The organism is Acinetobacter sp. 70_2, assembly GCF_056736115.1.
Genome location: NZ_JBWZIP010000014.1, coordinates 124,771 through 138,108, shown reverse-complemented (window position 1 = coordinate 138,108; position 13,338 = coordinate 124,771). Strand labels below are relative to the sequence as shown.

At 36.6% G+C, this 13,338-nt stretch carries 10 protein-coding genes; 8 read left to right on the top strand and 2 right to left on the bottom strand.

From position 1 onward, the window contains the following. Positions 1-12: 12 nt before the first annotated feature. Positions 13-1,131, bottom strand: coding sequence for an efflux RND transporter periplasmic adaptor subunit (locus tag AC1PJ9_RS08440; RefSeq protein ID WP_311086606.1), 1,119 nt, complete (start codon positions 1,129-1,131; stop codon positions 13-15). 59 nt (positions 1,132-1,190) lie between these two features. Next, positions 1,191-1,829 carry a hypothetical protein gene (locus tag AC1PJ9_RS08435; RefSeq protein ID WP_311069888.1) on the bottom strand — a complete coding sequence of 213 codons (639 nt, stop codon included), beginning with the start codon at positions 1,827-1,829 and terminating at the stop codon, positions 1,191-1,193. A 282-nt stretch (positions 1,830-2,111) separates the two neighbouring features. Between AC1PJ9_RS08435 and pilG the strand changes: the two genes are divergently transcribed. The 8 genes from pilG to AC1PJ9_RS08395 all read left to right on the top strand — a co-directional run bounded on the left by pilG (position 2,112) and on the right by AC1PJ9_RS08395 (position 13,277). Further along, complete coding sequence (gene pilG / locus AC1PJ9_RS08430; protein WP_263614517.1) at positions 2,112-2,495, top strand: twitching motility response regulator PilG; 384 nt, start codon at positions 2,112-2,114, stop codon at positions 2,493-2,495. 23 nt (positions 2,496-2,518) lie between these two features. Next, positions 2,519-2,881 carry a response regulator gene (locus AC1PJ9_RS08425; RefSeq protein WP_004705774.1) on the top strand — a complete coding sequence of 121 codons (363 nt, stop codon included), beginning with the start codon at positions 2,519-2,521 and terminating at the stop codon, positions 2,879-2,881. 58 nt (positions 2,882-2,939) lie between these two features. Then, on the top strand, positions 2,940-3,476 hold the full coding sequence (locus AC1PJ9_RS08420) for a chemotaxis protein CheW (protein ID WP_263614516.1): 537 nt from the start codon (positions 2,940-2,942) through the stop codon (positions 3,474-3,476). A 46-nt stretch (positions 3,477-3,522) separates the two neighbouring features. After that, on the top strand, positions 3,523-5,604 hold the full coding sequence (locus AC1PJ9_RS08415; protein ID WP_263614515.1) for a methyl-accepting chemotaxis protein: 2,082 nt from the start codon (positions 3,523-3,525) through the stop codon (positions 5,602-5,604). A gap of 147 nt (positions 5,605-5,751) precedes the next feature. Further along, positions 5,752-10,275: an Hpt domain-containing protein gene (locus AC1PJ9_RS08410; RefSeq protein ID WP_311086607.1), complete on the top strand. Its 4,524-nt coding sequence runs from the start codon at positions 5,752-5,754 to the stop codon at positions 10,273-10,275. After that, positions 10,272-10,739 carry a hypothetical protein gene (locus AC1PJ9_RS08405; protein WP_311086608.1) on the top strand — a complete coding sequence of 156 codons (468 nt, stop codon included), beginning with the start codon at positions 10,272-10,274 and terminating at the stop codon, positions 10,737-10,739. The genes AC1PJ9_RS08410 and AC1PJ9_RS08405 overlap by 4 nt, the downstream gene beginning before the upstream one ends. A 239-nt stretch (positions 10,740-10,978) precedes the next feature. After that, positions 10,979-12,388 carry a coproporphyrinogen-III oxidase family protein gene (locus AC1PJ9_RS08400; protein ID WP_311086609.1) on the top strand — a complete coding sequence of 470 codons (1,410 nt, stop codon included), beginning with the start codon at positions 10,979-10,981 and terminating at the stop codon, positions 12,386-12,388. A 7-nt stretch (positions 12,389-12,395) separates the two neighbouring features. Next, complete coding sequence (locus AC1PJ9_RS08395; RefSeq protein WP_311086610.1) at positions 12,396-13,277, top strand: alpha/beta fold hydrolase; 882 nt, start codon at positions 12,396-12,398, stop codon at positions 13,275-13,277. Positions 13,278-13,338 lie beyond the last annotated feature (61 nt).

Sequence of the window (13,338 nt, the reverse complement as noted above, 5' to 3'; positions counted from 1 at the left end):
CTATTTGCTACCTTATTTATTTTTTTCGGCTGTAAGCGTCACTTTTTTATTGATATCAGTATCTTCAAACTGGATACGACTTACTTGATCTGTACTTTGTAAACCTTGTACCAAAGCAATGTTTTCATTGTAACGTTGCTCAACTACGTGAATTTTAACCTTTTGAATAGTCTGATTGCGTATTACCCATACGAAAGGATCTTGTTGCAGGTTTTGAATACTATCTAAAGGAATGGTTTGTCCTTGATTGCGATCATTTTGCAAAATAATGCCATTAATGAATGCACCGATACTTAATGAATCAATCGCTTCTTTAGGAGCCGCAAAGAATTCAATTTGACGACTATCTTGGTCTGCTACAGGTGAGACTCGAGTCAGTATGGCGTGTAATTGTTTTGAATTACCCTGAATCTGATATTGAATAGAACTACCGACTCTTAGTGCAGATTGTTGCTCAATAGGCAACTTTGCCTGTATTTCTAATTGATCAGGATTAACGATTTCAAATAGTGTTTGCCCAACAGATACAGTCTGTCCCGGTTCAACTTGTCGTTTAGTAATCACACCTGAAATAGGGCTCGTAATGATACCGTCCCGATCAGCTTTTTTAGCAATATCAACATTGGCTTGTTGAGCTCTAACACTTTCAAGTTGACCCTTATAATCTACTTGACTCTGTTCAAAATCTACACGGGCAATAAAGCCTTGATTGAGTAATCTTTGTTTTCGATTCATTAAATTACGTGCGAGCTCTGCTTGTGCCTGAGCAGAAGCAAGATTAGCTTCTGCCTGAGCTAAACGTGCAGCATTGTCTTGATTATTTAACCTGACTAATACTTGGCCTTTTTGTACTTTTTGACCTACATTTGCATTAACGGATGTTGCTGTCGCACTGACTTGAGCTTGAATAGAACTTTGCTGTAGTGCGCGAATAGTTCCTGTAAAAGCAGTTTGAGCAGCAAGCGAACCTTGTTTTACAGAAATTAAATCTTGAGGAATGAGTTCAATTTTTTTAGGTTCAGATGCTGTTGTTTTTGGTGCTTCTTGCTGATGACATGCAGCCAAAATCAAACTCAGGCTGATCAAGCTTAATTTAAAAAAAGTAGAAGGGGTGAGATGCGTTGTGCGCATACAGCATCATCCTGTAATTCAAATTTTATTTTGCCCCTATTCTTGATAAAGCTGTGCGCTTATTCAAGCTTTTTTAAACGTTCGATAATATTTTCATACTCTTTGTTAGTGCGGTTATAATTTTTTGAAAGTATTTCAAGTGTTTGTTTAACTTTTAAAATGTTAACTAGATTATTTTCAATCAAAGTTTTATGCCTTTCAGGAACTTTTTCACCTTTACGAAAATATTCCATTTCCTGACGTTTAAATAAAATTTTGTCTTGTTGTAACTGATTGAGTTGTTCTTGCTGATAATTCATTTGTTTTTTTATTGCCAATAAAGCTTGGTCTCTTTTAATTACCGCAGTTTTACTATTGCTATATGCTTTTTTTAACTTGTTATCTTCTTCTCTGTACCGAGCTGATAATGCACGCTGAGAGGATTGGTTTAAATCAGCCTCTGAATTATAGGGATGATTTCTTTTAATGACCTGCATATTTTGATCGAGTGCTTCATATCCATAGCGGATATGAGCTGGGGTTACAGATGTGCTGATATTGGCAATGCCATGTTGATCATAATAGCGATACCAGACAGCTTTAGGAGTGTCATTGGCAGCTAAAGTTGGGAAAGATAAAAACAGTGCCCCGCAGGAGGCAATGCCTATAAATACAGACAAGCAGTTCCTATAAAAGGCGTATTTCACCCGCTTATTCATAAAATTCCCCAAAAAAGAAAGCTAAGCCACTTATTTTTAAATAGTTAATCTTAAATATATTAGTTATTATTTAACTGAATAAAAATATTAATATTATAAAAAAAATGATAATTTTTTCGAAAGTGTGATGAGGTTAAAAGTTATTGTTTATAAATGAGAAAGTAGACAAAAACCTTTCATTGAAAATAGAAGTATAGATATGTTAAAAATGCGTATAAATCTGTAAAAACAAATTTAAGTTAAATTGCATTTATATTTTATGTTATGGGGATGGAAGATTAAATGGAAGATGCGTTCCAAAATCTGAAAGTAATGGTTATTGATGACTCAAAAACTATTCGCCGTACAGCAGAAACATTATTGCAACGTGAAGGTTGTGAAGTGATTACTGCTGTCGATGGATTTGAAGCTTTATCTAAAATTGCTGAAGCTAATCCAGATATCGTTTTTGTAGATATCATGATGCCTCGTTTAGACGGTTATCAAACTTGTGCTCTGATTAAGAACTCTCAAAGTTATCAGAACATTCCCGTTATCATGCTCTCTAGTAAAGATGGTCTATTTGATCAGGCAAAAGGGCGTGTGGTAGGTTCAGATGAATACTTGACGAAACCATTTAGCAAAGATGAATTGCTAAATGCGATTCGTAATCATGTAAGTTCATAATTAAGTAATTTAAGGGCAAAGAAATGGCACGTATTCTTATTGTTGATGACTCACCAACAGAAACTTATCGTTTTAGAGAAATTCTAACCAAGCATGGCTATGATGTACTTGAAGCATCGAATGGTGCAGATGGTGTAACTTTGGCAAAAGCAGAACAGCCTGACTTAGTGTTAATGGATGTTGTAATGCCTGGTGTAAATGGCTTTCAGGCAACACGTCAGATTACTCGTGATGAAGACACTAAGCATATTCCAGTGGTTATTGTGAGTACTAAAGATCAGGCAACTGACCGAGTATGGGGCAAACGTCAAGGCGCGCTTGATTACTTGATTAAGCCGATTGAAGAAAAGCAATTGATCGATGTAATTAAACAATTTCTAAATTAACTCATCCATTCATAAAAACATAAATGGCGGGATCTAGACCCGTCTTATAGGATCGAGTATGGCCGCGAACGGATTTATCGAGTTACTTCGTTTGTCTAAACGAGGTAACAAGAATTACGCTTCAGTCCAAAATGAAGCAGAGCGATGGTCAGGAATTGCTTTTGAGATGAGAGGGCAATACTTCGTCGCACCACTTGGGGAAGTGTCAGAAGTAATCTATCCACCAAAATATACACCTGTTCCAAATACCCAAAGTTGGGTAAAGGGATTGGCAAATATTCGGGGAAGATTACTTTCAGTTTCTGACTTGGCACATTTTATTTCAGGGCAACGAAGTTCATTTTCGGCTGCCCAAAAAGTGTTATGTATTAGCCATCACGACCAATATGTGGGGTTGGTTGTTGATCAGGTCTTGGGGATCCAACACTTTAATAAAAAAAGCTTTTTTTCTCAAAGTTTAAACTTGGAGGAAAATTTAAAAGAATATTGCCAAGGTTATTTTCACCAGCACAATCAGCACTGGCATGTCTTTTTATTTAGTCGATTATTGCAAAACCCACATTATATGAATGCATCGACAAAATTTATAAACTAATTTTTATGCTGTTAATAAACAGCGTATTTTTCTGGGGAGAAGCTGTATGGGCTTTAAACTTAAAAAGAAAAGTGGCAATCGTGGTGTAAACGAAAAATCGAATGTCAACTTTGTTGCGAAAATCCAGTCACAAATTGACCAATATGCCAGTTTATTTGGGGAAAGTAAAAAGTCCAAGCCTATCCTTTATGTAGCGTCTGCATGTTTAGTATTAGCTTCAACTTCGCTCGCTTATTTATTTTATAGTGTACCTCGACATAACGAATTAACCCGTAGTATGGGTGAGTTACGTTTATTATCACAAACGATTTCTAGACAGGCTACGGAAGCAACAGCTTCTGGTTCGCCTCAAGCGATGAAAGACTTAATTGAATCGCGTCAAGTTTTCGCCAAAAATATCAAAAATGTCGAAAATATTTATGGCACATCTTCAAAAGAGTATAAGAAAGTAGCGACTCTGTGGAAATCTTTGTCTTATGACGTTGATTTGATTTCATCACAACAGAACGTAATTAACCAGTTATATAATATGAATATCTCGATTAGTGATTCTATTCCTGAGATTCAAGCTGAATATAACTTGATGGTTGATAAGATGGTCCGTGAAAAAGTACCAAGTAGTCAGGTCGTGATTGCTAAAAACCAGGTATTTATTGCGGAACGTATTTTGCGTTCTATTAACTCCGTTTTCGTTGGTACAGAGAACTCTGAAAACTCAGCGCATGACTTTAGTGTCGATATTGAGACTTTTGGTGTGTACTTAGATGCGCAGCTAAACGGAAATGCTGAATTAGGCGTAGCTAAAGTTGAATCCCCTGAAGTGCGTGAATCTTTGGAAGGTATTAAAACTGAGTATGATAAAGTTTTAAAATCTGCCGCGACATCTGTTCTCAAAAATACGAACCAGATCGTAAACGTACGTCAATCATCTAGTGAGATCTTCTCTCAATCTGATGCAATGTTAACTGCATTAGGTGATCTTTCAGAGCAAACACAGTACGGTTGGCAGGCTTTTGCATTAGTTGCATTACTTACATTATCGCTTCTTGGCTTAATTGGTTCTGTCTTAAAACTTTTATCTCTTCGTAGTAAAGCAGATAAACAACGTGTAGCGACATTACAAGAAGAATATGATCGTAACCAGAATGCGATTTTACGTTTACTTGACGAAATTGCCGATCTTGCAGATGGTGACTTACGTTCATATGCAACAGTATCGGAAGACTTTACTGGTGCGATTGCCGACTCGATTAACTTTGCGATTGACCAATTACGAGACTTGGTATCTCGAATTCATGAAACATCACAAGAAGTTGCTCGCTATACGCAAGATACTCAAAATATTACTAACCAGTTAGCAGAGGCTTCTGAGCACCAAGCACAAGAAATTGCAGGTGCATCAACGGCAATGAATGAAATGGCATTGTCTATTGACCAAGTATCTGCGAACGCTTCTGAATCTGCCCACGTAGCACAACGTTCGGTATCTATTGCATCTAATGGTGCACAAGTCGTAAACCGTTCTATTGAGGGTATGGATACCATTCGTGAACAGATTCAGGAAACCTCAAAACGTATTAAACGTTTGGGTGAGTCTTCACAAGAAATTGGTAACATCGTATCGCTCATTAACGATATTGCAGACCAAACAAACATCCTTGCATTAAATGCAGCAATTCAAGCATCTATGGCCGGTGAAGCGGGTCGTGGTTTCGCCGTGGTTGCCGACGAAGTTCAGCGTCTTGCGGAACGTTCTGCTTCAGCAACTAAACAGATTGAAACGCTCGTTAAAACGATTCAAACGGATACTAACGAAGCCGTTATTTCAATGGAACAAACGACAACGGAAGTTGTACGTGGTGCTAACTTGGCGAAAGATGCGGGTATTGCACTCGACGAAATTCAAAAAGTATCGGGTGACTTGGCAAACTTAATTGCGAGCATTTCTGATGCAGCAAAACTTCAATCAGCTTCTGCGAGTCATATTGCTGCAACCATGACAGTTGTACAAGAAATTACTTCACAAACAACAACGGCAACCTTCGATACTGCTCGTTCTGTATCTGAATTGGCGAACATGTCGGAGTCATTACGTGAGTCAGTAACAGACTTTAAATTACCTGACTAAATTGGGGGATGAGAATAGCTATTCTCATAATAGCTATTCTTTTAAAAGTATGAGCAGCGCCAGACAAATATTGGGGAAATAGCTATTTTTCTGGTGTTGACTCTGTAGTTTTCCCCACTCAGGGGGTAAGCAAAAGAAGCCTTTGCTATGAAAGAAATATTAAAAACTTTAACTGAAGCAATGACGCTACCTGAAGATAGCTATTCTGAACAAGATGCTGAGTTTCTTGACATTTTCGTCGAAGAAATTGAAGAAATTTTTGTTGATTTGCAACCATTGCTAAATGAATGGATGCAGTCTGAGAATACTGCTACGCTCACTGAAATTCGCCGCCATTTTCATACCTTAAAAGGTTCTGGAAGAATGATTGGTGCTAAATCTTCAGCTGAGCTTGCTTGGACAGTTGAAGATACGCTCAATCGAGTAATCAATCAAAGCCTTAAGTTGACTCCAGCTATCCAGAGCTATGTTCAGTTAGTGTTTAAGTTCTATTTCCTTAAATTAGTAGATAACTTTAAGCAAAAAAGAGCACATGCAGTAGATTTTAGACCGCTTATTTTATTAGGCCAACAACTACAACAACAGCAAAGTTTAGAACCTGCTTTAGAAGAGCTTTTACAACTTTCAAATACGCTTACTGCTGAAACAGTAACTGGACTTGAGCTAGATTATATTGAGCAAGATTCATTAGTTGAGTCAATCGCTCAAGATGCGCATACTGGAATTGAAATAAATCTAGATGAAACTTTGACCTTGTTTATGGAAGAGGCGGAGGAGCATTTAGCTACAATTCACCAGTTCTTAGATCAAGAGCTACACCAGTATGAGAGCTATAATGCTTTAATACGCGCGCTGCATACTTTACGTGGTAGTTCTGCAATGGCGCAGGTCGAAACAATTTTTGACGCCAGTACCAAAGTTGAGCACTTATTTAAAATACTATTGCAAGAAGAGCTTTCTTCTAACTCAGATGAGATTTTATTATTACAACAATATCGTGAGTTTATTAGAGATAGCTTAGAACTACTATCTAACCGTAGTTCAAGTGAACAGCTTGAAGCGAGATTACAGCAATTTAATCAATCATGGGATGCTTACGTTGAGCAACATGGTGATCGAACAGATCCATTAATGCCGTCTCATGGCTTGGTATCACAATTATTGCTGTTAGATGTTTCTGAGCTACTAGATGCAGAATTAGATTTTGAGAAAGGAATTCGTAATGAATTTCCAAGCTATCTTGAACGTCTAAGTGAACAGGCTGACCTGTTGTTACAACATACACATTCTCAAGCAATGCTTGGTTTGCATGAATATACCAGTCAACTGAAAGAAAGCTATGATGTATTGCTTGATAAACCTTTGTTATTGCAATCAGACTATATTTTTGAAATTTATCAAAAAGCGCATCAACAGCTTATTCAATTGTTCGATGCCTTGGCTGCTGGTCAGCGAGTCGGTATTGTTAAGCAACATCAAAGTATTCTAGAAGAATTAAAACTTTATACGCTACATACTCCGAGCATTCAAAACGATCTGTCTCAGCAAGATTCGATTTCTATTGAGCCATTATTCAATATTGAACCTGAGCTAGAAGTTGTTGTTACGTTAGAGAGTCTCTCAGACTCTGCTGACTGGACTGTATTAAGCCAGAGTGTACAGCAAGATCGCCAGTATATTTCTTCTACACAGGTAAATCGAAACTTTGATGCTGACCTTTTAGATATCTTTCTTGAAGAAGCTGATGAGCTACTTGAGGGAATTGATACCGATCTCAATATTTGGGTCGGTGAACAAGAAAACTTTGCAGCCCTGAATAATTTAATGCGCTATTTGCATACCTTGAAAGGTGGAGCAAATATGGTTCAGGCGACTTATCTTGGTTCAATTACCCATGAATTAGAAAGTATATATGAGCGTTTAATTCAAAAGCAGTTAGTTGCAACTTCACCTCTAATTGATTTTATTCGTTTGGTCCAAGATGACTTGGCTGACCGTCTGCAAATCATGCGTGAACAACAGCTAGATTACGCAGCTCCTTATACCATTAACGCGTTAAAACAAGCGGCTAAAAACTCTAACTTCCAACCTGTACCAATGGTTGAAGCACTTGATACTGAAAGTGAAATATTCTCTGAACAAGAGCTGATATCTGAAGTATTAATCGATGAAATACCGGCAGAAATTGAGCCTGTTCTTGCAGAATTAGAAGCTCATCATGATCAGGTATTTGATACTGTTGTTACTGAGTTAGCTACGCCAGTTGAAGCAATAACATCCGTTACATCATTGCAAGAGAATGAAGCGGTAGTTGAAGAACAGGATATTACTGCTGTTGTTGAGCAGACATTCCTAGAAGAAGCTGCTGAATTGTTAGAAATGGCTGATGTGCTATTGAAACAATGGTTTGAGCAGCGTACAAACCGTAGTATCTTACTTCAATTACAAAGAGCTGTGCATAGTTTGAAGGGTGGCGCACGAATGGTCGGTTTAGAAGCCGTCTACGCCATTGCCTATCAACTCGAAAATACATTTGAACAATTTGCACTGCATCACTTCAACTCAAATATTTATGACCATTTGCTCGAAAGTGCAGTTGCATGGCTAAAAGATGCTATTTTCAAGCACAACTATCAGCATTTCGATGGATTACAGCAAAGTTTAGAAAATATTCAATTCTTTGAAACGAATATCCAAATCCCGGCTAAGTTAACGAAAACTGATTTGTTTAGCTCAGAACCTGTGATGACCTTTATACAAGGTGATGGTACAGAACCGCCGCCAATGATGGGCGTATGGGAGCAAACAGAACGTCTGGATCAGAACAATGAAATGATCCGTGTTTCAGCAGACTTGATCGAGAAGATGATTGATTTGTCTGGTGAGAACTCGATTAACCGTTCACGAATTGAAATGGACTTGAGCCAGTTTGGTCATACCTTGGTTGAAATGGAATTGGCTATTCAACGACTTGCCGATCAGTTACGTCGAATGGAAGGCGAGTTAGAAACACAAATTATTGCCAAACATGGTATTGAGCACTCTCGTTATACCGACTTTGACCCTTTAGAGATGGACCAATATTCATCTTTAAATCAGTTATCGAAATCTCTTGCTGAATCTGCATCGGACTTAGTCGACTTTAAAAATACGTTATCTCACAAGATTAGAGATACAGAAAGTCTGCTCTTACAACAGTCACGAATTCAGGCAGAAATTCAAGAAGGTTTGATGCGAACACGACTGGTTCCATTTTCGCGTTTGTTACCGCGTTTGCAGCGAATTGTGCGTCAGACATCTACCGCATTGAACAGACCTGCTGAGCTTTTTGTAAATAATACAGAAGGTGAGTTAGACCGTAACATTTTAGAACGCTTAGTGACGCCGCTTGAGCATATGCTTAGAAACGCAATTGACCATGGTTTAGAAGACCGAGCACAGCGTCAACAAGCAAATAAACCGGAAGCAGGGCGTATTGAACTTAACATTCAACGTCAAGGTACAGATGTTGTCGTTGTCTTTAGCGATGATGGACAAGGTATTGATGTTGAAAAAGTGCGCCAGAAAGCACTACTCGCGGGTCTGATCAAGCCTGAACAGGACTTGGAACAGCAAGACATTCTACAGCTGATCTTCCATCCAGGGTTAAGTACTGCAGATCAGATTACTCAAATTTCTGGACGTGGTGTTGGACTCGATGTCGTACAAAGCGATATTAAGGCTTTAGGTGGACATGTTAGCGTTGACTCTGTTTACGGTAAGGGAACCACATTTACTATTCGTGTACCGACCACTGTAGCTGTAAGTGATGCCTTAATGGTGAAAGTAGCAGATCAGCAATTTGCGATTCCACTTGCTCAAATCGATCGAATTGTTCGAGTTTCGCCAGCTTCTTTAGAGCAGTATTTTGAAAGTCCTAAAGAACTATTCGAGTATGAAAATAAACGTTATCCATTACGTTATCTTTCAGAATTTGTTGGTAATCAACCAATGCCACGACTAAATGGCATGATGTATTCATTACCTGTCTTAATGATTAAAGCCAACAATGGCCAAACTGTGGCTTTGCTTGTTGACCAGTTAATTGGTTCTCGAGCACAAATTGTAGTGAAACCAATTGGTCAACAGTTCGCTAGCATTGGAGCAATTGCAGGTGCCACGATTTTAGGTGATGGACAGGTTTGCTTAATTTTAGACGGACAAAATATTGCGCGACAAATTCAGTCTACGCCGCGTCATAAGCAGCTTAATGAAGCAGTATATAGACAACGTGAATCAGACGAGCGCCGTCTCGTTATGATTGTCGATGACTCGGTAACTGTACGTAAAGTAACGTCTCGACTACTTGAACGCCAAGGTTACGATGTTGTTACAGCTAAAGATGGTGTGGATGCCATAGAGCAGCTAGAAAATATTAAGCCAGATCTAATGCTACTTGATATTGAAATGCCACGTATGGATGGTTTCGAAGTACTTAATCTTGTACGACATCATGATATGCATCAATACATGCCAATCATTATGATTACATCCAGAACAGGTGAAAAACATCGTGAACGAGCATTCTCGTTAGGTGTAAGTCAATATATGGGTAAACCTTTCCAAGAGGAAGAGTTACTAGAGAATATCGATGCTTTACTTGTAGCTTTTGAAAGCGAGGTCAAATCATGAAAGGTAGTGTAAATACATCTTTGATCGGTAATATGGACCAGCAAGAGCTACAGCATCTTATTACGGTTTCAACTGGTTTTATTGATGCCTATATCATTGAATGTAATGATCAGGTACCTATGCTGTTGCCCCAAAATATTGTGTTATCCGCTATGGACGTAAGAAATGGCGTAAAACATATTGAGTGGCATGATGTAAAGCTACCTATCTACTCAGTCCATAACGAAACTGATCAATATGCTGTAGCATTGGTTATTGAAGGGGAAGATATTAGCCAACGTTTTGCATTAATGTGTAAAACAATGCCACTTTCTGTTCGTCTACGTATTTCTGAAATTGTCGATGAAGTAGATGAGCGTCAGGAAGCTGAACAGCACCCAACAGTATTTAAATATGTGCGAATGCAAGATCGACGCTACCATATACCGAACCTAGAATATATTGAAAAAATGCTAGGTTTATAAAGAAAAAAGGAACTCAAAATGAGTTCCTTTTTTTATGATGACTAAATAATATATTAATAATACTAAAAGATGGGTTTTTATTTTTTAAAATATCTAAATTTATGGCTATATTTTTATTATATAAATTCAAAAATTTTACTCTAGATTAAATTTATAAAAATAAAAATTATGATGTTTGGAATAATTAAATTAATTGCGTAATTTATTATATTTAAATACAATATATTTATTGATATACAATGACAAATATAGTGACTATGGATATTGCTTCAATTAAAAATTTCATCCAAAAAAATAAAGTAAGACATTTATCAAATAAAGTTCTGCATACTCATCCTTCACCTAAAATGTGGAAAACAGATTTAAAGGAAGAAGAAAATAATTACTTTTTATTAAATACAGATGCTCAATATAAGTCTATAAATTTATATTTAGGCATTCCATATTGTATTCCTACTGATCCACCTCATTGTGGATTTTGTCTCTTCCCAACACAAGACTATAAAGGTAAGCGGGAAATGGACTATTATCTGGATTTTTTAAGTAGGGAAGCCCACTTATATAAAGAATTTTATCAAGGAGCTAAGCTTGAAAGTTTGTATGTAGGGGGAGGTACACCTAATTTACTTCAGCCTAATGATTATATAAAACTGACTAAGGTTGTATCTTCTCTTTTTCCCAATGCTGGTATATCTAGCCCTATAGAAATGACATTAGAAGGTATCCCTCAACTTTTTAATGAAGATAAAATAAGAGCAATTAAAGATGCAGGTTTTAATCGTGTCAGTATGGGAGTACAACAGGTTAATGATGAGTTAATCGCTACAAGCGGTCGAAAACAAACGAGAAAGCAGGTTTTTGATGCAATTGAATTGTTCCATAAGTACTCTTTATCTTGTAACGTCGATTTGATCTATGGTTGGCCAAATCAAACAGTTGAGGTAATGCTAGGAGACTTGGAAAGTATTGTTCAATCAGGAATAAAACATATTACACACTATGAGCTTAATATTGCTGGTCGTTCTGACTTTGCGACAAAACAAAAGCAAAATATGCCCTCTATTGAGAAGAAAATTGAAATGTATAACATTGCTAAACAGTTCTTAATAAGCAAAGGCTATAAACAAAAAACAGTATATGATTGGGAAAAAGAAGATAATAACCAATTAATTTCAGAGAAATATTTATATGAAGATAACCTTAGAGACTGCTTAGATGCCAATGGCCAAAGTAAAATGACCACAATGAGTGGATTAGGTTATGCAGCGGTTAATATGAGACTGCAACCTAACTCATCAAGTATTAAATCTGTTTCAGCAATGAATCATCGAAACTTAACTGAATACTACAATGCAATATCTTTAAATAAACTTCCTGTTGAACGTATGTTTGTTCATGATCCTGAAGACGTAAAGTTAATTTGGTTATTTCAAGCATTACAGGAAATGAAAATTAACACCAAAAAGTACGAGAAAATTTTTAATAGTGATATTAAACTCGATTATAAGCCTATTTGGGATGCATTAGCTGAAGAAGGTTGGGTAGAGCATAATGATGAATATATTAAACTTATTAATGAAGGTGAGTTTTATACTCCACTTATTCAGGCATTATTAAGTCAATCTAGAATAAAATCTTTGCAACAGTAGAAAATAAATGTCAATTCATAAAGAGCTGCATATTTTAAAAACAGATGACCATGGCGAGTTTGCTTTATGGGAAGTTGCTAAAAGCGAGAATACCCTGATAAAAAAAGAAGCAATTTTCTTATCTCATGGTGCTTTTTCAGACAAGACTGTTTGTATGGGTATTGCAGATTATTTGGCAAATCATGGGTATATGTGTTTTATTTTAGAATGGCGAGGGCACGGTACAAGCCCAAAAACAGATATACCATTTAATTTTGAAACTGTTGCTTTGTATGAATATAAGACTGCATTTCATTATATTTATCAAAATTTTAATATAGCTTCTTTACACTGTGTAACCCATAGTGGCGGAGGTTTATGCTTAACAATGTTCTTGATTAATTATCCAGAATATTTAAAGGATATCCAAAGTATTACTTTTATAGCTTGCCAAGCATTTGGAGCAGTAAATAACTCTTTTGATTTTATTAAACTCTTTTCTGCAAAACTCATTGTTAAAGGTCTAGGTCAGATACCAGCTAATAAATTTAAATTAGGACGAGTAAATGAAAGCTACTACACCATGCGACCTTGGTTTAACTGGAATTTAAAGCAAAATTTTATGAGTGAATTTAAAAATATTGATTATAAAAAACATATGAGCTCTATTAGAGTCCCAATATATTCTATTAGCGGAACTGGCGATAAATTTATTGCACCAGTTAAAGGATGTTATGAATATTTAAAAGCTTTTGAAAATCAAGATAACGTATTTCGTGAATTTGGTTACTCTAATAATAACTTGGAAAATTATTCCCATAGCCGAATTGTTTTAAGCCAAAATGCTGCTAAGGAAGTCTGGCCCACTATATTGCAATGGATAGATAAGAACTCAAAAGAAGTTCTATAAAGATTATGAAAATAAATTATCTGGATTAATAAATAAGAATCTTATTTTAAGATTTTTAAAA